Source organism: Paraburkholderia sp. D1E, from assembly GCF_052682275.1.
Window position 1 is genome coordinate 929,117 of sequence record NZ_JBQYMB010000001.1, and the last position, 22,491, is coordinate 951,607.

Genomic DNA, 22,491 nt, shown 5'->3' on the forward strand with positions numbered 1-22,491 from the left:
GGCTTGCGGCTTGCGGAAAGATCAGCAAAGCCGATGCAACGCGCGGTGACAATTGAATGCGTTTTCCCTGCCTGCTTTCGCGACTAACCCACCATCGCACGCAAGTGCGCAGCGAAGTCATGAGCAGCGCTCTGCTGATCGGCCGTCGCGCGCTCGACGATCCCAACGTCGCGGTAGAACGTGTCGTCGCCCAGAGTCAGCGTTCGCACCGTCGGCGGAATATGTAGCGCCGCCGCCTGCGGGACGATGGCAATGCCCACGCCCGCCGCCACCAGCCCAACGATTCCCTGCAGCTCGTCCAACTCCGCCACGTCGTCCACGTTGATCCGCACGCGTTTCAGGAAGCGGTCCACGAGCCGCCCGCCAAACGAATTACGGTCGTAGCGGATCAGCGGCTCACGGGCGAGCAGCACGCGCCACGATTCTTTCGCAAGCTTGCGCGGCACCAGCAGTACGAATGGTTCGCTAACGAGCAAATGCCATTTCAGCTCGGGCGGCAATGCGAACGGCGGCTTGATAATCACCGCGAGATCCAGTTCGCCCGAGTCGACCTGCGCGAGCAGATTCAGCGATACCCCCGGCAGCACGCGAATCCGCCAGCCTGGCGACGCCGCGCGAAACCGCTGGATTGCACCGACGAGCAACGAACTCTGCACCGACGCGATCGCGCCGACCCGCAAGAGCCCTGCATTCTCGCCTGCAGCGCCCTGCAATGCGAGGCGTGCATACACCGCGAGCAATTCCTGCGCAACTTCCACTGTCCGCTTGCCCGCTGCGTTGAGGCTGGCGGACCGGCCGGTACGATCGAACAAGGCGAAGCCGAGTTCGTCTTCCAGACGTTGGATCTGCGCACTCACCGCCGACTGCGTCAACCCGGTCTGCGCGCCGGCACGCGCAAAAGTGCCATGACGCACGACGGCGAGGAACGTTCTGAGCTCTCGTAGCATGGTTCAATTCATCGATAAATTTGGCTCTCAGATCTGAAATATATCGTTATTCATTAAAACACGTTGTATTTAATATGTTGTCTGAACGCTCGATGAAGCGCACATTCCTTCAACTTCTGGAAGCCCCATTGCGATGAATACCCCACTCCTCCCGTTCCACATTGCATTTCCGGTCCACAGCATCGAGGCGGCGCGCGCGTTCTACGGCGACCTGCTTGGCTGTCCCGAAGGCCGTAGCGCGCCCGACTGGGTCGACTTCAACTTCTATGGCCATCAGATCGTCGCGCATCTCGCGCCGGGTGAAACGGGCGTGAGCTCGACCAATGCCGTCGATGGACACGGTGTCCCTGTGCGCCATTTCGGCGCGCTGCTGACAATGCCGCAGTGGACCGCGCTCGCGGAAAAGCTCAAGGCGGTCGGCATGCAATTTGTGATCGAACCATACATCCGCTTTAAGGGTGAGCCTGGCGAACAGGCCACCATGTTCTTTCTGGACCCGAGCGGCAATGCGCTCGAATTCAAGTCGTTCGCGAACCTCGATATGCTGTTCGCGAAGTAAGGTCGCGGGAAAATCGTCAGGCAACGGTGGAGTGTCGCGATTACCGGCTTCGGTACGATCGGCCGCACAGTTGCCGGATTACTTCGGCAGCGCTCAAGGATTTCGAACGCATTCTGATGAAGAAAAAATGGCTGAACGTGCCTGTACCGCAGCACGCGTCATCGACTAGAGGTCAATAACCAGTTCGTCTGATTTAGCCCGCGACACGCAGATCATGAGGGATTTGCCAGCCACCTGCTCCTCTTCACTCAACACGTAGTCACGATGTTCTACTTCGCCCGACAAAACCTCAACCTCGCAACTGCGGCACAGTCCTTCCCTGCAAGAGAACGGCGGGGAGACCCCCTGACGCTCAAGGCTCTCGAGAATCGACTCCGTGGGCTTAACGGCGCATCGCAAGCCCTGCTTTGCGAGAACAACAGTAAACGGTCGATCGCTGTTATCAGAGATTTGCGTGGGTGGAGCAGTAAAGCGCTCAAAGTGTAGATTTTCGCGCGGTATGCCGCTTTGCTGACCGTGACGGGATACAGCATCCATCAGTCCAGCAGGGCCGCAGCAATAGATGTGCTCGCCCATCTTTACGTCGCTTACCAATGTTTGAATGTCAGCCGCCTGGCCGCCCCACTCGTCGTTTGCGTGCACATGAACGCAGTCACTGAAAGCAGATAATTCATCGAGATACGCGGCGCACATCCGTGAGCGCACACAGTAGTGCAATTGCCAGGGGATGGAATGACGGACACACCATCTGATCATACTGAGGATCGGTGTGATGCCTATTCCACCCGCAATGAAACGATGACACGTCGCGTCACGTGAGAGCCTGAATAGCGTGCGGGGCTCGCTGATGGTCAGAGCGTCGCCTTCGCGAAGCGACGTGTGCAGATAATGCGATCCGCCGCGCGATACGGCGGCAAGTCCGACGCCAAGACAGTAACGGTTCGTTTCGGACGCGTCGTTGCACAGTGAATACTGCCGTGTAAGACCGTCAGCCAGATAGACATCAATGTGCGCGCCAGGCTCGAACCCGGCGAGCCTGGCGCCATCCGCTGCCTGCAGTTCGACGCCGAGTATCCCTTCTGCCTCGCGCTTCAACCGCGTCACTTTCACCTCGATCATCTCAGTCTCCCCGGGCCGCTGCCGACGCCTGCGCTCGCTCTTCTTCAAGCCGTTGATTCACGGCCCAGCGGAACTGGGACAGCGCGGCATCGATACCAAACGGCATCATCCTGAAGCTTGGGTCCAGTGAAAGATTCCTCTGCTGAGCGGTGATGATGTCGCGGTCCTCATCGAACGCATCGACTACTGCCTGATGGATCGCGCGCGTGACATCGGGCTGGTCAATCGCAAAGTTGTGCGGGTGACCGAAGAAATAATGCGTTGAGTTTTCTGTTTCAGGCGTGAGCGCCTGGCAGCCGCGAAATTCGGCGGCATCAACACGAACTCCCTCTTGTGCGCCTGTGCCGACTGGCGCCATGCCGGAATCCATCCGCAGGATCGCGGGAACGGTGAAGTCATAAACGTTCCAGCGATCGACCTTACCCGCCCAGTCCTTCACGGCAGCAGCAAACGGCGGAGCGTCCGTGTTCAAAGTCCAGCGCGTGATGCGTACGCCGCCCTCGATCCGCTCGACTTTGGGCTGTACCTTCGCATAGTCCTCAGGGCCGCCCAGCGTGGTCGGATGCACAAACGGCAAATGCGAGAAGTCCAGCAGGTTGTCGCAGATCAGCAGGTAGTTCACGTCATAGTGAATGTAGCCAGGCAGGCTACGCCACACCGGATCATCGAGCCAGTGGGTATCAGGAATAGCTTCCGGGTCTGCCAGTGATGGGTCTCCCATCCAGATCCAGATCCAGCGATGCCGCTCGACAACCGGGAAGCTTCGCACCTTCGCCTGCGGCGGAATGCGCTGCTGGGCCGGCGCTTCAATACAGGTCCCGGCGCTGTCGAACTTCAGGCCGTGATACATGCACCGCACACAATCGCCCTCACGCCGGCCAACCGACAGTGGCGCGCCGCGATGACAGCAACGGTCCTCGAGCGCCACCACGCCGCCGCTTTCCTCGCGATACAGCAAAACCGGGATGTTGGTAATGACGCGATTGAAAAGCGCTTCGCCTGCCACCTCATGCGACCAGGCGGCCACGTACCACGTATTCCTGATGAACATAGTTGTCTCCTCCATTTGCCTGCGCCCTGTCGGGAGGACGCTTGACCTCACGATAGATTTGGGACCATCATGCGTCAAGACAATGGAGCTAATGCAGGGAATGCACCGCGTGCATATACGTGATCTCGATCTCAACCTGCTGGTCGTATTCGACGCGCTGCTTCGTGAACGAAGCGTGACTCGCGCGGCATCGGAAGTGGGGCTCTCACAGGGCGCAATGAGCCATGCGCTGAACCGTTTACGGGCATTTTTCGAAGACCCGCTGTTCGTCAAGACGCCGGCTGGCATGGAACCGACGCCGAAAGCAACCATGCTCGGCGTATCGATCATTGAAATCATGACGACCTTGCGTCAGGACGTCGTCTCGCAGGCACGCTTTGATCCTTCGACAGCGCGGCGCACATTCGTTCTGTGTATGACCGACATGGGGGAACTGGTCTTCCTGCCGCCGCTGATCCGGCGGCTGCGCAAGGAAGCGCCGAACTGCACGCTGCGATCCGTGCAGGTTCCAATTGAACAGATCGAAGGGCTGCTCGCGTCTGGTGAAGCGGATCTTGCGTTGGGCTCGATCCGTGCCGCGCCCGACGATCTATTCCAGCAGCAGTTGTTTTTGCATTCGTTTGTGACCATGGCCAGCGTGCGGAACACGGCCATCGGCGAATCGATTACGCGCGAACAGTTCGAAACGATGCCACAGATTGTGGTTTCGCTGACTGGGCGAGCCAGCGCGGCGTATGACAGCGCATTCGACGAATACGGAATCACGCGCAACGTATATTTGACGACACCACACTTCCTCGTCGTTCCTCTGTTGATCGCCGAACATCCCGAACTGATCGCAACGGTACCGCTGGAACTTGGAAATACTTTCGCCAGACTCGGTACCGTCAGAATCCTGCCGCCGCCCGTGGCGCTGCCACCCTTTGCGCTCCGTCAACACTGGCATCCACGCTTTCACGACGAACCAGCGAACATCTGGCTTCGCCAACTCATCAAGCGGACTTTCGAGCGTTATCCCGACTTACCGGACGAATAGCGTCGAACTCGAAAGTTCATCTCCGACGAGGGATATGATGCACCTCTCGTAGCGCAGAAGTTCCGTCGCTCGCGGCTCATCAGCGCTTCGAATCTGGCTATAGCAGCGGCCGTTCGCTTTCAAACCCCTTTAGCAAGATGCCATTACAATCCAGCACTTCGATCTGACGACGGTGATTTGCGCCATGAGATATTTCCTTACATCGACACTCGCGGCTGTCGTCGTGGCCGCAAGCACGGCTGCGACAGCCCAAACATCCGCGAGTGGCAATACACCCACACTGCAGTGCGCCATTGGATATGTCACTGGCGTCGGTGGAGCCGCGCAGAGTTTTCGTGAGTACCTTGCGGCCCCTGACAGAGACAAATATCGCTACCTTGCAGACAATCCGATCCAATGCAAAGTCTCCGACGAGGGTCGCGCGTCTGCCTGTACCGGCGTCACCAACCTTCGGAATGAAAAGGTCAGCGTGTACGACGACGTCGACAGCGAGACAATGGCCGTGGTCGCGCGCGTGGAACTCGACCACGGGACATACCCGGTGATTATCGTCGTGCGAAAGCAGGACGTGAAATGTGAAGAGTGATTGCGGAGCTCGCGGCAGCCTTGCGGTAAAGTTCTGAAGCGAATCGCTTCGCGGCTACGCGGCCACGTTCACTCACTCACGCACAATCACAAATGGCTCCCTTGCTCCCCTCTGCTGGTGCCGTCCTTTTGCTGGTGGATCTTCAGAAAGCGATCGATCATCCAAGCTGGGGGAAGAGAAACAACCCACTTGCCGAGACTCAAATTGCACGTTTGCTCGCCCACTGGCGCAGTAACGGCTGGCCGGTATGGCACATTCGGCACGACTCGAAAGAACCCGGCTCACATTATCGGCCGGGGCAAGCCGGACATGACTTCAAGTCAGAGACCGCTCCGGCTGCCGGCGAGCCGGTCATCCCGAAACAGACCAACAATGCCTTTATAGGTACGGATCTGGAAACGAGACTTCGCGCGCAAGGCCATGACACACTCGTTGTAGTCGGCGTCATCACCAATAACTCTGTCGAAGCAACCGTTCGTATGGCCGGCAACCTCGGTTTCTCTACCTACCTCGCGGCCGATTGCTGCTTCACGTTTGACCGAAAGGACTGGAACGGCAACCTGAGAAGCGCGGAAGACGTGCACGCGATGTCGCTTGCCAATCTGGACACGGAATACTGCACCGTTATCACCGCCGCGGCGCTGCTGGACCTAGGCACGTAAACCAGTAATCCGCTCGCGCCCAACGTGGTGCTGGTCGAACGCGAGCGGCGCCGGCATGTCCATGTTGAACGAAACTGTTGGCGTTATCCTCAGTCGGTGAACTCATGAGCACAATGAAATTCGATACCGTCGTACTCGGCGCGGGCATTGTCGGGGTATGCGTCGCCGTCCATCTTCAGAAACGCGGGCACCAGGTTGCGTTGGTCGATCGCAAACTGCCCGGCAACGAGACGTCGTTTGGCAACGCGGGGCTGATCCAGCGCGAAGGCGTGTACCCGTATGCATTTCCGCGCGACCTCGGCACCTTGCTTCGATACGCACGTAACCAGTCGCCTGACGTTCGATACCACGCCAACGCGATGCTCGAGGCCATGCCGTTTCTGTGGCAATACTGGCGCAATTCTCATCCGGCGAAGCATGCGGCGATCGCGAGGTCCTATTCGACGCTGATCGAACATTGTGTGAGCGAACATCGCGCGCTAGCCGCCGATGCCGGCGCGAGCGCGTTATTGCGTCCGATCGGCTGGCTGAAAGTGTTCCGCACCGAAGCGGTCCGCGACAGGGAAACGCGGATTGCCGGGCAGTGGCATCAGGAATACGGCGTCGAGTTCGAGTCGCTCGACGCGGCGCGTCTGCAACAGATGGAGCCCGATCTCGAGCGCAGCTTGATCGGCGGCCTGCGCTACACGGCATCCGATTCCGTGAGCGATCCGAATGCACTGGTGACGGCTTACGCAAAATACTTCGAACAGCTCGGCGGACGTTTTTTCATCGGCGACGCGAATACGTTGCGCGATCATTGGCAGGTCGATACGAACGCGGGCACGATCGCGGCTTCGTCCGCTGTAATCGCGCTGGGGCCGTGGTCGGATCAGGTGAGTTCACGGCTGGGCTATCGCCTGCCGCTGGCTTCCAAGCGCGGTTATCACATGCACTATGGCTCACAGCCAGGAGCGCGTCTGAATCATCCGGTGCTCGATGTCGAAAGCGGATTCTTGCTGGCGCCGATGGCAAAAGGTATCCGGCTGACGACAGGCGCCGAAATCGCGCGGCACGACGCGCCGAAAACACCCAACCAGCTCGCCGCCGTCGAACCGGTTGCACGCAGGCTGTTCCCGTTGGCCGAGCGTCTGGACGCCGAACCGTGGATGGGTCGGCGCCCCTGCACGCCCGACATGATGCCGATCATCGGACCGGCAGAAAATCACAAGGATTTGTGGTTCGCGTTTGGTCACGCGCACCACGGGCTGACGTTAGGTCCCGTGACGGGCCGGTTGATCGCCGAGATGATGACCGGCGAGGAGACGCTTGTGGATCCCCGGCCGTTCAGGGTCGACCGGTTTTAGCGCTGCCCGATCAAAGCACACAACGCCCGGTGGCACGCAACTCATTTTCAGCTGACGCAAGCGGCAGCATTCGAGTCCTAATTAGAGGTCTTGCCGCTCTTCAAGACTAATCCCGAGCGCTCGCCACATCTGCCAGTGCAAGCCGACAAAAGGATGATCGCGAGTCACAAAGAAATAAATAGCAGCCGCAAGACATAGCACTGCCACGCTCACGAAGAGCCAGGATCGCCCTGCCAGCACGAATTCGGCCGGTGGTGAATCAGCCACCTGCGGTTGCATCGTCGCCATTGGAGGTTATTCCTAAAGTAGATCGACAGGCATACTGCAATGCGGCACGTCTCAGGTCTACCCACAAGGGTCTTTGTCTTTCCGAATACCGGTAGACGTCGTCAATGATCAGGCCAGGTGCTTGACCATGAATACGCGCTTTAGACCTTTTTCCTCGGCCCGGTGCGTCTCGGTATAGCCGATGCGAGAGTAAAGCGCGATATTTTCCGTCATGGTCTCGTGGGTGTAGAGCCTGATGACGCGGTAGCCCGCCGCTCTGGCTGAGTACTCAGCGTATTCCAGCAGGCTGCGGCCTAGTCCTGTTCCCTTGGCAGAAGGTGCGACGGCCACGTTGGCCAGCAGCATCGCATCCTGCTCCGGGACGAGTACAAGAATGCCTTGTATGGTGCCTTCCAACTCGACAACATAGACCCTTCCCTCGCCGATCAAGACTTCATAGTCATCCAGCATCGGCCCCGGCGGCCGCCCGATACGGCAGATATAAGGCGAGTAGGCGTCTCGAACGATTTCCTCGATAGCTTGACGGTCGGCAAGAATGGCGGGGCGAGGATCGGGATGCATTGTAATGCTTCGCAAGTATTCGGCTGAAGACGCGGTCGTGAATATAGTAGCGCTTCCATGTCGAAGGACTCAAGTTGGCCGCATGCTGCCTAAGACGACAACCTGGCGGGTTCTGTCAGATAATCTGCCGTGGAGTATCCGCTTGAAATCCTAACGAGGACGTTGCCATGAGAGTCATTTTCGGCTTGCTCGGTGTCGCTGCATTCGGTGCAGCGCTCGGTCCGCTAGGCTGGTTGGCATGGCTTGCCCATACCCATGCGCTAACCACCATCCTGACATATCAACTCGTGATTGCGATCCTGGTTGCCTTACTGATAGGGGCTTTCTGTCTGGCGGCCAATTGCTCCTTGAATCGCCGCTCCCCCCTGTTTCCTGTCGCCCAAACGTCACAGCGCGGGTAGGCAACACGCAGCGAGATAACGGTCACCGACGCAGTTCGCGTGCTGTCACGCAAAGGACGTTGCAAAGGTTTCTGGATCTTCAGTACAGGACGTGTGTCCAGTTCAAATAGCCGTCGTGCGCGGAGGGAGGCGCGTCGCTCACTCAATTCGCTCGACAAACTGCGCGCGGTCAAATGGCGCCTCGTAGGGATCTGGCCAGAATTCGACCATGCGGGTGATTTTGCCGTGTTCGACCGTAAAGAACGAGATTGCTCTGGCATGCTGGACGCCATCGGTGACAGACACATCCGACACAGCCTCTTTTTCACTCCCGACGATACGATTGATCGTGAAAACCCACGGACCTTGCGCCGGGTATTCTGTGTTGAGTTGAGCAAAATTGGCCGCGCCCCGAATCCGCTCTTTCGATTGGGGCCACTCAAGAACAAAGTCCTGCGCCAGAACCGCCGCGACGGCGTGAAAGTTGTTTGTGGCCATGAGACTGATAAATCTCGCATTCATGCTGGAATTCTCCTAGTCATCATCGGTGATATCAGGCGGCATGCTTTGGCCATGTCAACGGCTCGTAGTCGACATTCATTCGCTGCTGGTCCACTCCACGTTTGCGCCCACTGAGCGCAAATTTTCCACAAAATTTGGATGTGCACGGCGGATCGGCAGCGCATTCATGATTTCCGAACGCCCCTCGATACTCGCGGCGACCATGAGCAGCGCGATTGCCACGCGAATAATGTATGGACTCTCGACTTTCGCGGCGCTCAACGGAAGCCCGCCGAACGTGATCAGACGATGAGGGTCCGACAGGAACACATGCGCGCCGAACTTGGACAGTTCAACCGACCAGCCCATTGCCCCGTCATATACCTTGTTCCAGAACATCGCACTGCCTTCGGCCTTAACGCCAAGCGCAATGAAAATGGGCAGCAGATCGACAGGTAGATAGGGCCACGGCGCCGCTTCCACCTTGGTGAGAATATTCTGGGTAAAAGGCCGCCGCACTCGCAGCGGACCTTCCCGAACGGCGTGCGACCAGCCATCCCGGTGCACCACCTCCACGCCGAACTTCGCGAAGGTTCGGTCGATAAGCGGGAACTGCTCAGGCGCGGTGTTTTTGACCGCGATGTCGCCACCGGTGATTGCACCAAGCGCGAGAAAAGTTGCGATCTCGTGGAAATCCTCGCTGAAACGAAATTCGCCGCCACTGAGTTTGTGGCCGCCCTCTACGCTCAGGCGCGATGTGCCAATGCCGTCAATCGGGACGCCCAGCTTTGCCAGAAAACGGCAAAACTCCTGCACGTGCGGTTCCGATGCTGCATTAACTAACGTCGACGTGCCATGGGCCGACGCCGCGCATAGCACGAAGTTCTCGGTGGTGGTGACCGATGCATAGTCCAGCCAATGCTGATTTGCGACCAATTGAGTGGCTGCGCGCACGATGAGCGAGTCGGCAGTGCGCTCAATGCCCGCACCGAAGCGCTCGAAGACCTCAACGTGCGGATCTATCTCGCGTACGCCTAGCGTACAACCCTTTACATCGTTTTCCAGACGTGCAACGCCGAAACGCGCCAGCAACGGTGGCACCAGCATGATCGAAGAGCGCATCTCCTCGGGCAACCTGTGCGCGACCGGATCGAATGCAGTCGCGTGGTGATGCAGATCGAGGATACCGGTGGTGAAATCCATCGACACGCGGCTGCCGAGCATGCGAAAGATCTCAAGGATCTTCTTGACGTCGGTGATATCAGGTACGCCGATGAGACGTAGCGGCTGATCGGTAAGCAGCGTGGCGCAAAGGACGGGCAGGACAGCGCTGACACAGCAATGCGTTAGCGGCAGAAAAGCGCCGACGCATCGCTGTGCAACCGCGAACCCTTACTGTTTCAGCAGCTTCACAATGGTCAGCGTTCCATCCACATTTTCGACTCGTACCTTGACCTTTTCACCCTCCTTCGCCTCTTTGACCATCGACGCATCCTTGGCCTTGTAGGCCATCGTCATCGCCGACATCCCGATGTTCTTCAGCTCGCCGTGCTGAAGCGTCACCATGCCGGTCGACGGGTTCACCTTCTTGACGACCGCGTCGGTAAGCACGGCGTTGTTCTGTGCCCCGGCATCCGTTGCACTGCTGTTCATCTTCATGCCGGCCATATCGTCCGCCGCTATCGCCGCGCCGGCGAACGTAAGACCGGTACAGACCATAGCCGTCAGGGTGATCAACTTCTTCATTGGTTTTCTCCAGAGTGAGTGTGCGGCACAAGCGTGCCATGGGGTACGACATGAGGTTGAAGCGTTTCTTGCGTGTCTGCTTTCATGCGCGTAACGCGGCGGCGCTGCAGCAACAGCCAGGCGGCCGGAATGATGAGCATGGACAGGAGCGGCGCGGTCACCATGCCGCCAACCATCGGCGCGGCGATGCGTTGCATGACTTCGGAGCCGGAACCATGGCCCAGCATGATCGGGATGAGGCCCGCCAGGACAACCGCGACCGTCATCGCCTTGGGTCTCACCCGCAGAACCGCGCCTTCGCGGATAGCATCGACAAGCGTCTCTTCGGTAAAGGGCTCCCCTTCCTCAAGCCGACGGTTAAGTGCGCCCTTCAGATACAGCAGCATCACGACACCGAATTCGGCCGCCACACCGGACAACGCGATGAATCCCACTGCCGTGGCAACGGACACTGCGTGTCCGAGCATCCAGATCAACCAGAACCCTCCCACGAGTGCAAATGGCACCGTCAACATCAGCAATAGCGCGTCGGCCGCCGAGTTGAAGGTCAGGAAGAGCAATACAAAAATGACGACGAGCGTCACAGGAATCACCGTTCGCAGCTTCGCAGCCGCGCGCTCCAGATACTCGAACTGACCCGACCACGCGATGGAATAGCCGGGTGGCAGGACAACCTGTTGCGCAACCGCGATCTGCATCGCCTTCACAGCCGATTGCAAGTCGGTATCGCGAATGTCAACGTAGACGTAGCCTGATAGCCGGGCGTTCTCGCTGCGAATCATCGGCGGGCCATCGGAGATTCTGACCGTGGCCACATCTCCCAGCGTGATCTGCGCGCCGCGGTCCGTGACGACCGGCAACTGGCGTATGTTGTCGACCGAGTCCCGGATCTCCCGTGGATAGCGGATGTTGATTGGAAAGCGCTCGCGACCCGCGATCACCTCGCCAACGTTATCGCCACCCACGGCAGTCGACACGACGGACTGGATGTCGGTCACCGACAGACCATAGCGGGCAGCCGCGAAGCGGTCGATGTCGACGTCGATGTAGTGACCGCCGTTCAGGCGTTCCGCCAAGGCTGACGTGACACCCGGCACGTTCTTCAGGACGGACTCGACCTGCGTGGCGATCCTGTCGATCTGCCCGAGGTCCGCGCCGGAGATTTTCACCCCGACGGGCGTCTTGATGCCGGTCGACAACATGTCCAGGCGATTGCGAATCGGCGGCACCCAAACGTTCGACAGGCCCGGAATCTTTACCCGCGCGTCGAGTTCATCCACCAGCTTCTCCGGCGTCATGCCCGGCCGCCATTCGCTGCGCGGTTTGAACTGGATGGTGGTTTCGAACATTTCGAACGGCGCGGGATCGGTCGCGGTATCGGCACGTCCCGATTTGCCGAACACGGTCTTCACTTCAGGAACCGTCTTGATGAGGCGGTCCGTTTGCTGCAGCAGTTCGGCGGCTTTATCTGCGGAGATGCCGGGCAACGCAGTCGGCATGTAAAGCAGGTCGCCTTCATCAAGCGGCGGCATGAATTCGCCCCCGAGCCGCGACACGGGAATCACCGTGATGGCGAGCGCTAGCACTGCCAGCCCGATTGCCACCCACGGCCGGCGCAGCGTCGCTTCGAGCAATGGACGGTAAAGCCGGATCAGCAGCCGGTTGATTGGATTCGCATTCTCATGCGGGATCCGGCCGCGGATCAGATAGCCCATCAGGACCGGCACGAGCGTGACGGACAACCCGGCGGCAGCGGCAATCGTGTAGGTCTTGGTGAACGCGAGTGGCGCAAACAGCTTGCCTTCCTGGCCTTCGAGCGAGAACACCGGAATGAACGACAGCGTGATGATCAGCAGCGAAAAGAACAGCGCCGGCCCAACCTCGGCGGCAGACTGCGCGATCAGTTCCCACCGCTGGGCGGTCGTAATCGGCGTATCGGGGTGCTTGTGGTCGTACGCTTCCAGATGCTTGTGAGCGTTCTCGATCATCACAATGGCTGCATCGATCATCGCGCCTATCGCGATCGCAATGCCGCCCAATGACATCAGGTTTGCATTGACGCCCTGATAACGCATCACGATGAATGCGGCCAGCACGCCGAGCGGCAGTGACAGGATCGCGACGAACGCACTGCGCAGGTGAAACAGGAACACCGCGCAGACTAATCCGACAATGATGAACTCCTCGATGAGTTTGTCCTTGAGGTTGTCGACTGCGCGTTCGATGAGTTGCGAGCGGTCATAGGTGGTAACGACCTCGACGCCCGGCGGCAGAGACTTCTTCAGATCGGCGAGCTTCGCCTTGACCGCTTCGATGGTCGTCAGCGCGTTCTTTCCCGAGCGCATCACGATCACCCCGCCAGCCACTTCGCCTTCACCATTCAGTTCGGCAATGCCACGGCGCATTTCAGGCCCAATCTGAATGCGGGCGACATCGCCAAGCAATACAGGGGTCCCGGTGCTGTTCGTGCGCAGCACGATGTTGCGGAAATCATCGAGCGAGTGCAGATAGCCCGATGACCGAACCATGTACTCGGACTCGGCCAGTTCGACCACTGAACCGCCCGATTCCTGGTTTGCCTTGCCGATCGCATCCGCGACGCTAGCCTGTGTGATGCCGTAGGCGCGCAGCTTGTCCGGATCCAGAACAACCTGGTATTGCTGCACCATGCCGCCGATGCTGGCCACCTCCGAAACGTCCGGCACCGATTTCAGCTCGAACTTCAGAAACCAGTCGTTCAAGGCGCGGAGCTGCCCAAGGTCATGTTTGCCCGTGCGGTCGACCAGCGCGTATTCGTAGACCCAGCCAACACCGGTTGCATCAGGTCCGAGTGAGACAGTCGCGCCCGGGGGCAAACGGCTCTGCACCTGGTTCAGGTATTCGAGCACGCGCGAGCGGGCCCAATACTGGTCCGTCTTGTCATCGAATAGCACGTAGACGAACGCATCCCCGAACGACGAATAGGCGCGGATGGTGGTGGCGCCCGGCACGCCGAGCAATGTTGTCGTAAGCGGGTACGTCACCTGGTCTTCGACGACCTGGGGCGCCTTGCCTGGATACGATGCCTTGATGATGACCTGCGTGTCGGACAGATCCGGCAGTGCGTCGAGCGGCGTCTGGGTCAGCGAATACACGCCCCACGCGGTGACGAGCACCGTCGCGAGCAGCACAAGGAAGCGGTTGTAAATCGACCAGCGAATGACGCGTGCAATCATTTCGCGCCTCCGACCGGTTCGACCTGCGTCAACTGGTAGCCGTCATCGGACGGCTTGAAGACGAAATGCACGGACTCGCCCACCTTGACGTCCGGAAAGGCCTTCGGAGACGGCTTGCCGAAGGTCATGGTCATTGCACCCCAGCCCAGCGCCGGCACGGGCTGATGCGAGAACGTGATGTCGCTGGCGGTGACTTGTTCGACCTTGCCGGTCGTTTCGTAGGTCTGCGCAACAGCGGGGGCGGAAGCAGAAGAAGGTGCAGATGCCGATACCCCAGATGCCACGCTTCCGTCGAGTTTCGGCAGCACGGATGTCAGGCTCGCTTCCGAGTCGATCAGGAACTGGCCCGATGCGACAACCTGCTGACCCGCGGTCAGCCCGCTTGTCACTTCGGTGTTGTCGCCGCTATCGTTACCGACGGTGACCTGAACAGGCTGCAGCCGGCCATCGCCATTCCTGACGATGACGATCGAGCGCTTGCCGGTGGTGATAACCGCTTCGGACGGCACAAGCAGCCGCGAGACCGGCTTCGCTCCGCTGACCCGTGCACGCATCAGCATGCCGGGCGTCAGCTTCAGCCCGGCGTTATCGATTTCGAGGCGCGCCTGCAGCGTCCGGCTGTCCGTACTGATGCCCGGCAGAATTTCACGGATGTGGCCGCTAAAGTGTTGTGAAGCGTCGCCAGCGAACGTCGCGTCGACCATCATGCCGGGCTGCACCTGCAATGCGAGCGACTCAGGTATCTCGACGATCAGCCACAGCTTCGAAAGACCCGCGATCTTGGCGAGCGTTTGGCCCGGCGACACCATCGCGCCATCGCGAACATTGAGTTCCGTCAGCACGCCGGCTTCCTGGGCGAATAACGTAACGTGGGTCTGCGCGTTGCCGGTTCGCTCGAGGCTCGCAATGAGGCCGTCCGGAATCGACAGCGCCTGCATGCGCGCGCGGGCTGCAGCAAGCAGGCCGGCATCCATGCCCCCACGTTTGAGCGCAAGGTACTCTTCCTGGGGCGCCAGCCAGTCGGGAACGAATAGCGACGCAATCGGCGCGCCCTTCGCGACACGTTGCATCGGCGCGCTGGCGTACAGGCGGTCGATATAGCCGGTCACCCGCGACTGGACGACATCTGCCATCGACTCATTGAACTGGGTGGTTCCGATCGCGTCGAAACCTTCGGCGGTGTCCCGCCGGACCACCGTCGCGTATCGGATGCCAAGATTCTGTTGAAGCGTGGCGTCGACCTTGATCCCGTTTGAACCGCCTTCGTCAGCGAAAACGGGCTGAAGCGCCATGTTCATGAAGGGCGATTTGCCGGGCTTGTCGAAGTGCTGGTTGGGCACCATCGGATCGTGCCAATAGAGCACTTTGCGACCCGTCTTTGCGTCGACCTTATCTCCGGGTGCGGATGGCGTCGCGGCCGCGGCTGACGCCATGGGTGCATCCGTTGCCGCGCGACGGGTGCCGATCACGTAGCCGGCGCCTAGCAGCACGGCCGCAGCGAACACGGCTGCCACCGCGCGTACGATCAGTTTCTGGTTCATGTTTTTCTCTTTACTGGCCGGAGGTCAGATCGGGCGGCAAAACCTGGTATTCCAGCTGCGCCCAGACGAGGGAAACGTCGCGTTCAAGGTTCAACACCTGAAGGTCCGCTTCGAGCTGTGTGTGTCTCGCGTCCAACGCATCAGCGAGCGTGCCGGCACCTGATCGGTACGCGGCATTGGCCAGTTGCACTTTCTGTTCGGCCGAGGGAAGAACGGCTTGTTTCGCATTGGCCAGACGTTCCCGGCCACTGGCGAGCTTTGCCGTCAGACTCTGGATATCAGCTACCACCTGCCGCTCGGTGTCTTCATAAGTCAGCCGCGCTTGCGTACCCATCTCGGACTTTTGCTCGACGTCGCGGTCTTCGACGTTCCGGCGATGGATCGGCAACGGAATGGAGACACCTACCGAGACATAATCCGGAAACTGGCCGCCGCTCTTGAAGTAGGTCAGCCCCCAGGTCCAGTTCGGGTTCCTGTTGCTTCGGGTAACGTCCGTGTCGGCGTCAGCCAGCGAGATGGCTGCGCGCGCCGCGATCAACGCGGGCTGGACCTGGGCAAGTTGCTCGACGCTCAAACTGGACACGTTTGACTGGAGCTCCGGCGGGGTACCGGCAACTTCCAGCACGTTGCCTGCCGCCGTCCAGCGCGACAGCGCAATCAACGCGGTCTTCTCGTCTTGCCGCGCATTGATCAGTTCGTCACGCGCGTTCCCGAGCGTCAGGTTGGCCTGAGCGACATCGACCGCCGTCCCTTTTGCACCACGATAAGACGCCTGCCTTGCCGTCAGTTCCTCGCTCAGATGGTCAACCAGTGCCTGGCTCAGGGCGACGGCCTTTTTTGCATAGATGGCGTTCAGCCACGCCATGGCCGCTTGCTGACGGACCTCGGCCACCTTTTCAAGGTACGTCGATTTGTCCCGCTCTACAGCACGATTGGCGAGCGTTGTCTGCAGCCGGCGCTTTTCCGGCGACACCCATTCCTGCTGGATGCCGATGCCGCGCATCGTGAAATTGTCCTGGCCGATGGTGAAGGCATTGGGTCCATTGATGGGCAGGTCCTGGACACTCAGATTCAGCGTGGGGTTGGGCAGTTGCCCGGCTTTGACAACCACGTCCGAACTTCCGCGGATCGAGGCTTGCGCAGCCTGGATCGAGGACGAGCGGCTAGTGGCAATTTGCAGTGCCTCGTCGAGCGTCAAACCCGCGTTCTGGGCGTGCGCCGCGCGGCCAGCCAACAGGCCGAATGCGAAAAAGACGGCACATGAGCGAGCCCAGGCGCGCCGGGATGCCGGCGTGCCGATGATGGAAAGCATGTTCTAACCTCGAATGGTCGAGCCGCGTATAGCCGCGCGAGCGGACACACGAACTCACGCCCCGGAACGGGACGACATCACCGCGCAAAAGCGGTGAACCAGAACGATAGAGTTAGAGGGACTGCGGTGGACGCCAGAGGCCATCCGGCTCGCGGATGGAGAGCGACTGCGCGTAGTGGAAGCTGACGGGGACAAACGACCCAGCGGGTCGAGTTACGGTGGGAGAAGAAACAGGGTGATAGAGGCTACCCATCTGACACTGGGCACTCACCTTGCACAGCGACACCTTCGACTTGCCGTGTTCGCTGGACGTTGGGCTCATTGAATCGCAGCCGGGCATATCAGCCGACATGGCCGCCGTGTCACCGGCCATGGTGGATTCCATTGGGCACGGTCCAGTCGTGCCGCTCGCTGCCAGCCCACTCAGGGGCAGCATCGCACACAGCAGCAAGACGAGGAGTGTCCGCAGAATTTTCATCGCAGCAAGTATAGCGCAGCCAATTCAATCTGATTGGCGGCTTTTTCCGCTCAGGGGTTGGTTCTTGCCTGCATGATTGACCTTCCCATTGGGGGAAGGTCAAGTCGTTTATGGAAAAGGTCGTGGTGAGTAGAAGGGCCAATTAAAGACATCTTCTTATGCCCACCTTCAGGTTTACTTCATGTCGTGCTCGACGAGAAAAATCGACATCGCCTCACGCAACGTCCGCGCTTTCTCCCGCAAGCTTGCCGACGCCGAAGCGACACCCCTTACGTGCTGAACATCGCGCTCCAGCATCGCATCCATCTTGCCCATGCCCTGACTGAACCGGTCGACATCGTGGCTCTGGGCGTCACTTGATGCGCTGATATTTTCGATCAACCTGGCGACGTCTCCCACATTGCCGACAACGTGCCGCATGGCCGTACCGGCCCGTGTTGCGAGCGTCGAGCCATGCTCGACGCGCTGCAAAGAATCGCCAATCAGGGTTTTGATTTCGCGCGCGGCGCTGGCGCTCCGATGAGCGAGCGTACGCACCTCCTCGGCCACTACCGAGAAACCCCGTCCGTGGCTACCCGCACGCGCCGCTTCGACAGACGCGTTGAGCGCGAGGAGGTTGGTCTGAAATGCGATGCTCTCGATCATCGCGATCATGTCGCCCATCCGATGCACAGCCTGATTGATCTCGTTCATCTTGTCGACGACTTCGCCGACAACCTGTTCACTTTGCTGTACCGAGGTTGAGGTCTGCCGCGCAAGGCTATTCGCGGATGCCGCATGTTCCGCGCTTTCCCTGACCGTTGCGCGATCTGCTCCATCGCCATGTTGGTTGCGTTGAGCGTTTCGGCTTGCGTGGTGAATTCCTGCGACAAGGTGTGATTTTCGGCTGCGATGTTGTCCGATGAAGCCGCCATCTGGTCGATCGTCATGGTGATTTCGCGCATCGCATCGTGGATGGCGCTGAGTGTGTCCTTGAAGGTGCGGCTGCTGCTCCCCTTGAGCGTCATGGGCGGAAGGCGCAGGTCGAATTGACCCGCTTGCCGTGAAAGGTTTTCGCCACGAACGGCGAGTTCCCGGCCCGTTTGTGCATCGGCTTTCATATGCCGCGCAATGAAGATCAGCAAGCCGGCCTGAGCAACCACGTAAGCCGCATGCAGCAACACGGTCGACCACGCGGGCGTGGTGAAGCAATAGGCATCCAATCCGGCAAGCTGGAGATAGTTGAACGTGAAGTGGTGCACCGCGATGACGCAGGCGGCACAGAGGATCGGTCGCCAGTCGCGATAGGCCAGCAGGAACGACATCAGCACAAAGATGCCAAAGTGCAATTCGGTGAGGCCGTGCTCCTGATGAATCTGCAACGCAGCGAATGTCATCAGACTGGCGGCCAGGAAAAGGCGCGTCACCAGTGCGCCTGCACGCCAGTAAGTCAGCATCGACGCGACGGCGACAGTAGGCAATCCGACCCACAGTACGGCGTGCAAATTGTAGTCGCGTGTCGCCAACAGGCAGGAGATCGCGAACAGCCCCCATACGACAACAATCATGAGCCTGTCGGCCTTCACATAAACCGTGTGCAACAACTCGTCCGGCTGTTTCATGCGGGGTCTCTTCTCTCAGGTATCTTTTTATTGATCTGGTGCGGATGCGTCGTCTCTGCGTCGCTGGATCCGCGTCTCACCCGATCTGCAGTCGGTGATGAGAATCGGCGGCGAGCGCTCCGAATACCTTGCGGACAACGGTTTGCGCGCACGCGATTGCTGACGTGGGGCCTCGTCCACACGCCATGCACCTGCATAACGGCATGCCTGGCCGATTCTTTAGATCAATAAAAAGGGCGCGGGAAGGCCCGGCACGCGAGCTCCACTGCTAACAGTTCAAGCACATAATGTTGCGCTTGTTATTCGCCAGCCTTCACTTGGTGCATCGGCTCCTCGCCGGAGATTGCCGACGCGGTCCTCGTCGATCTCCATGCAAGGCACAACGCGATCGCGACCACACCGCAGCCTGCCCAAGGCGTACTGAGCAGCGCGCCATTGTCCACCAGAAGTCCCCCCAGACCCGCGCCCAAGGCCACACCAAGATGCATTGCGGAAACGTTGATGCCGATGCTGACGTCGGCCTGATCCGGCGCGCTGCGTATCAGGTAGTTCTGGACGATCGGCGAAATGGACCAGCTCAGGCATCCCCACAGCATCATGGCGGGCAGGAAGAGGAGGGGCGCGCGGCTTGTCGCGGGGAGTACAGCCATTGCCAACAAAAAGACCGCAGGGCAACAGATCAGCGCACGCGATGCGCCTGCCCGATCGGAAAACCAGCCGCCCAGCCACGCGCCTATGACGCCCGCCACGCCGAAGGCGACATAGAGCAGCGTCAACGTGGCCGCGCCCGGCGAATAAACGGCCTGCACATACGGTGTCAGATAGGCGAACAGCGTAAAGTGCCCGCCGATCATCGCAACAGATACCAGTTGCCCGGTGAGCATTCGCGGATGCGTGAGCTGGGTCCAGTACGTTCGAACGGACATCGATTTGCGCGATGCGGACAGCGGCAGCCGGCACGCAAGATAGACCGTGAGCGGCAATGCCAGAATAGCGATGCAGCCGAATACCGCACGCCAGCCAGCCCAGTTATTGATGACCATGCCGACTGGCACGCCCAGCACCAGTGAGCCGCTGATGCCCATGAAAACAATCCCGATAGCGCGTCCGCGACGGGCAGGAGGCGTGAGTTCGGTGGCAAGCGTCGTGGCCAACAGGATCACCGTTGCACAGCTGGCGGCCATCGCCACGCGCGCTGCGAACAGTACGCCATAGCCCGGACTCATGGCTGCCAGCAGATTGCTGAGCGCGAAAGCGCCCAAGGCGTACAGCAGCAGGCGTTTGCGCTCCCGATGCGATAACCACGCGGACACGCAGAACGCAGTCAGTGCGAAGACGCAGGAAAAGATCGTGGTGAGTTGCCCAGCAGACGCAAGCGAGACATGAAGGTCCGTTGCGATGGACGGCAGGATGCCGATGCAGATGTTTTCGTCGATGCCGGCCAGAAATACCGTTGCTGCCAGCAAGTACACACGCGTGTCCATGAAATCCCGTCCGATGTGATGGATGACGCGGCGAACAGGCCGGGTGCGTCATCGTCAGTCAGTTGGGTTTCGAGGCGTGACCTTCGGTTATCCCTGAAGGCTGGACATTACCGAAGTTAAGTGGAGGATGCAACCAGCAGGGGATCACGTAGGCGGTAGTGCAGGACGAAAATCCGAATTGTTGTGCCCCCCGAACGCAGTGTGCGAGTCTGGAAGTCGCGTCGTTATCGCACGCTGTCCCGGTGTATCACAAACGTTTCCGTGCGGGAACCGTAGTGCTTCGTGACTTCGGCGTCGATCATCAGCCTGGACGATTTCAGGATTGGACCTGTCACCACATAGAGTCGATCGGGATCGGGGCCGTACATATACAAATAGCCATCATTGCCGTCAACATGAAACTCATGTCTCGCCAAGTTCGCCAGCGCCCGCACGCTTTATCGCGCTTTCTAGCCGATGTTCCAGAACGCGAATTCGCGGCCGGTCCTTGGGGTAGTAATCGAAATGGACCATCATTACCGGTCCTGGTGGCCTCTGTGACTGCTCCAAAGCCGCTGCGCTGCCCGTAGACAAAGCGATGCACAGACAAGTGACGACTGCTCTTCTTCTTAACATGGGCACGATATCGCAGGCGAAATGAAGATCAATTGTCGACGATGTGGACAGTCCCGTCGAGTGCCCCTTTGCGGCCGCACGCGGTCCAATGAACTCATCGCGCTACCGTTCATTGAAGCGATTAGCCCCCGGCCCGCTTCGCGTGGTGGCCGTAGTTTTTGAGCGCTTCGATGACCTGCTCGCAATGGTCACCCTGCACTTCAATCACACCATCCTTGACTGTTCCACCGGAACCGCAGGCCGTGCGCAACTGCTTGCCTAGCAACGCCAAAGCAAGCGGATCGAGCGCCAGCCCTTTAACGAGCGTCACGCTCTTCCCGCCCCGGCCTTTGGTCTCGCGAATCACCCGCACTACGCCATCGCCTAGCGGTAGTTTCCTGGCAGCCGTCTTGCAGACACATTCCGCGAGCGAGCGCCGGCATTCGGGACACATCCGCCCGCCCTCAGTGGAATAGACAAGACCGCCTTTGGGACTACTCTTCATTATTCGCTTGCTCGGAGACGCTTAAGTCGGGAATCGGGAATCGGGAATCGGGAATCGGGAATCGGGAATCGGGACGAGTTTAGCAGGTGAGCCTTGGCAGCCGCCTCTGGCCAGGTGCGGTCAGGTGATCAACGATTACAAACATCGCCGAATGATCTCAGCGTCCTTAACCGGTTCTTCGGAATAGTGTTGGGACATAGCACGCCGGCAACGCCGGAGGTCGATGCAAAAGGAATTTGGCGCTCGCCGGCGCAGGCATCACCTTTGGCATGGAAGAGGCATTCCGCTCTTAAAGCCCACCCGCAATGTTCGTGGATTGATAAGGATCGCGGAACGAACCAATCAGTCAGCCGCGCCACCGAAGCTCAATGGAAGGGCGCTTTCTCCGGATCGGCTGCGTATTTGTCCCGGATTGCATTCACGCAACTGGTGAACCGCGTGCGGAAAACGACGGGATCGGCGCTTGGCGGTGTGAGTCCATCCGAAGTAACGTTCCATCCGTCTGACGTGCGGGTGACATTCAGATCGAAGGGGGTCCCCGCCTCGTCCTCGAGAATCACCGTCTCGCGCACCTCGCGGCCCTCGGCGCGGATGATCGCCAGGCACCCCTGATGAAGCTTGCCAGGGGCATGTGTGTTACGACTGCCCGTAGCGACGCTTTCCGGGGCGGCGCCGTACATCCGTAGCGATTCGAATTGGGGCGGCGTCGCGGCAGTAACAAATGCGACATCGGCATCCGCTATTTCGTCGCTACAGCCCGTGAGCAAGGTGGAAATCGCAGCCAGCAGGATGCCGGCGAGCGCGTGTCGGAGACTCGATGTGTGGTGGCGTAGCATGGCTGGTCCAGGAATTTGCGGCACGTGGCCGTAAGTGTCATGTCAGGTGCTGGCTCTAATGAGGGTCTCTCGACTACACCCCGGCCATCGCAACTGTAAGGATATCCGATTAGCATGACAGCGATTAAGTCGCCGATATCGAA

21 protein-coding genes and 1 pseudogene are annotated in these 22,491 nt (G+C 59.6%); 6 read left to right on the forward strand and 16 right to left on the reverse strand.

Annotated features, from left to right (window positions below; translation table 11 throughout):
• Positions 1-83: 83 nt before the first annotated feature.
• Positions 84-947 carry a LysR family transcriptional regulator gene (locus ACUN0E_RS04345; RefSeq protein ID WP_408224392.1) on the reverse strand — a complete coding sequence of 288 codons (864 nt, stop codon included), beginning with the start codon at positions 945-947 and terminating at the stop codon, positions 84-86.
• Positions 948-1,080: 133 nt separating this feature from the next.
• Here ACUN0E_RS04345 and ACUN0E_RS04350 point away from each other — a divergent pair, with 133 nt between their 5' ends.
• Positions 1,081-1,506: a VOC family protein gene (locus ACUN0E_RS04350; protein WP_408334445.1), complete on the forward strand. Its 426-nt coding sequence runs from the start codon at positions 1,081-1,083 to the stop codon at positions 1,504-1,506.
• A gap of 165 nt (positions 1,507-1,671) precedes the next feature.
• On the opposite strand, the gene ACUN0E_RS04355 is transcribed toward ACUN0E_RS04350, so the two are convergent.
• Positions 1,672-2,625 carry a PDR/VanB family oxidoreductase gene (locus ACUN0E_RS04355; protein ID WP_445565762.1) on the reverse strand — a complete coding sequence of 318 codons (954 nt, stop codon included), beginning with the start codon at positions 2,623-2,625 and terminating at the stop codon, positions 1,672-1,674.
• A gap of 1 nt (position 2,626) precedes the next feature.
• A complete protein-coding gene (locus ACUN0E_RS04360) occupies positions 2,627-3,676 on the reverse strand; it encodes an aromatic ring-hydroxylating dioxygenase subunit alpha (RefSeq protein WP_408224635.1) in 1,050 nt (349 codons plus the stop codon).
• A 100-nt stretch (positions 3,677-3,776) separates the two neighbouring features.
• Here ACUN0E_RS04360 and ACUN0E_RS04365 point away from each other — a divergent pair, with 100 nt between their 5' ends.
• From ACUN0E_RS04365 to ACUN0E_RS04380, 4 genes are all read left to right on the forward strand, one after another.
• A complete protein-coding gene (locus tag ACUN0E_RS04365) occupies positions 3,777-4,712 on the forward strand; it encodes a LysR family transcriptional regulator (RefSeq protein ID WP_408224401.1) in 936 nt (311 codons plus the stop codon).
• 184 nt (positions 4,713-4,896) lie between these two features.
• Complete coding sequence (locus ACUN0E_RS04370; protein WP_445565763.1) at positions 4,897-5,298, forward strand: hypothetical protein; 402 nt, start codon at positions 4,897-4,899, stop codon at positions 5,296-5,298.
• Between the two features lie 92 nt (positions 5,299-5,390).
• On the forward strand, positions 5,391-5,960 hold the full coding sequence (locus ACUN0E_RS04375; protein ID WP_445565764.1) for a cysteine hydrolase family protein: 570 nt from the start codon (positions 5,391-5,393) through the stop codon (positions 5,958-5,960).
• A gap of 113 nt (positions 5,961-6,073) precedes the next feature.
• Positions 6,074-7,306 (forward strand): NAD(P)/FAD-dependent oxidoreductase, encoded by a 1,233-nt coding sequence (locus ACUN0E_RS04380; RefSeq protein ID WP_408224638.1) that lies wholly within the window; start codon positions 6,074-6,076, stop codon positions 7,304-7,306.
• Between the two features lie 81 nt (positions 7,307-7,387).
• Here the strand turns inward: ACUN0E_RS04380 and ACUN0E_RS04385 are convergent, their stop codons facing one another.
• Both ACUN0E_RS04385 and ACUN0E_RS04390 read right to left on the reverse strand, forming a co-directional pair.
• The gene (locus ACUN0E_RS04385; RefSeq protein WP_445565765.1) at positions 7,388-7,594 is read right to left on the reverse strand and encodes a hypothetical protein; all 207 of its coding nucleotides are present in this window, start codon (positions 7,592-7,594) and stop codon (positions 7,388-7,390) included.
• A 108-nt stretch (positions 7,595-7,702) separates the two neighbouring features.
• Positions 7,703-8,155, reverse strand: coding sequence for a GNAT family N-acetyltransferase (locus ACUN0E_RS04390; RefSeq protein ID WP_408224410.1), 453 nt, complete (start codon positions 8,153-8,155; stop codon positions 7,703-7,705).
• A gap of 167 nt (positions 8,156-8,322) precedes the next feature.
• On the opposite strand from ACUN0E_RS04390, the gene ACUN0E_RS04395 reads away from it, so the two are divergent.
• Positions 8,323-8,556: a hypothetical protein gene (locus tag ACUN0E_RS04395; protein WP_408224413.1), complete on the forward strand. Its 234-nt coding sequence runs from the start codon at positions 8,323-8,325 to the stop codon at positions 8,554-8,556.
• 138 nt (positions 8,557-8,694) lie between these two features.
• Here the strand turns inward: ACUN0E_RS04395 and ACUN0E_RS04400 are convergent, their stop codons facing one another.
• From ACUN0E_RS04400 to ACUN0E_RS04450, 11 genes and pseudogenes are all read right to left on the reverse strand, one after another.
• On the reverse strand, positions 8,695-9,057 hold the full coding sequence (locus tag ACUN0E_RS04400) for a nuclear transport factor 2 family protein (RefSeq protein WP_445565766.1): 363 nt from the start codon (positions 9,055-9,057) through the stop codon (positions 8,695-8,697).
• A 75-nt stretch (positions 9,058-9,132) separates the two neighbouring features.
• Positions 9,133-10,368, reverse strand: a pseudogene (locus ACUN0E_RS04405) (UDP-N-acetylglucosamine 1-carboxyvinyltransferase); the annotation flags it as partial.
• Between the two features lie 60 nt (positions 10,369-10,428).
• Entirely contained in the window at positions 10,429-10,782 is a 354-nt protein-coding gene (locus ACUN0E_RS04410; protein WP_408224419.1) for a copper-binding protein, read from the reverse strand.
• The gene (locus tag ACUN0E_RS04415) at positions 10,779-13,997 is read right to left on the reverse strand and encodes an efflux RND transporter permease subunit (RefSeq protein WP_445565767.1); all 3,219 of its coding nucleotides are present in this window, start codon (positions 13,995-13,997) and stop codon (positions 10,779-10,781) included. The genes ACUN0E_RS04410 and ACUN0E_RS04415 overlap by 4 nt, the downstream gene beginning before the upstream one ends.
• Positions 13,994-15,538, reverse strand: coding sequence for an efflux RND transporter periplasmic adaptor subunit (locus ACUN0E_RS04420; protein ID WP_445565768.1), 1,545 nt, complete (start codon positions 15,536-15,538; stop codon positions 13,994-13,996). The genes ACUN0E_RS04415 and ACUN0E_RS04420 overlap by 4 nt, the downstream gene beginning before the upstream one ends.
• Before the next feature lie 10 nt (positions 15,539-15,548).
• Entirely contained in the window at positions 15,549-16,850 is a 1,302-nt protein-coding gene (locus ACUN0E_RS04425; protein ID WP_408388251.1) for a TolC family protein, read from the reverse strand.
• Between the two features lie 112 nt (positions 16,851-16,962).
• Positions 16,963-17,328, reverse strand: coding sequence for a hypothetical protein (locus ACUN0E_RS04430; protein WP_408224431.1), 366 nt, complete (start codon positions 17,326-17,328; stop codon positions 16,963-16,965).
• Between the two features lie 174 nt (positions 17,329-17,502).
• On the reverse strand, positions 17,503-18,861 hold the full coding sequence (locus tag ACUN0E_RS04435; protein ID WP_445565769.1) for a methyl-accepting chemotaxis protein: 1,359 nt from the start codon (positions 18,859-18,861) through the stop codon (positions 17,503-17,505).
• A gap of 367 nt (positions 18,862-19,228) precedes the next feature.
• The gene (locus ACUN0E_RS04440) at positions 19,229-20,413 is read right to left on the reverse strand and encodes an MFS transporter (RefSeq protein WP_445565770.1); all 1,185 of its coding nucleotides are present in this window, start codon (positions 20,411-20,413) and stop codon (positions 19,229-19,231) included.
• A 736-nt stretch (positions 20,414-21,149) separates the two neighbouring features.
• Complete coding sequence (locus tag ACUN0E_RS04445) at positions 21,150-21,512, reverse strand: translation initiation factor Sui1 (RefSeq protein WP_445565771.1); 363 nt, start codon at positions 21,510-21,512, stop codon at positions 21,150-21,152.
• Between the two features lie 365 nt (positions 21,513-21,877).
• Positions 21,878-22,348 (reverse strand): hypothetical protein, encoded by a 471-nt coding sequence (locus tag ACUN0E_RS04450; RefSeq protein ID WP_445565772.1) that lies wholly within the window; start codon positions 22,346-22,348, stop codon positions 21,878-21,880.
• Positions 22,349-22,491: the final 143 nt, after the last annotated feature.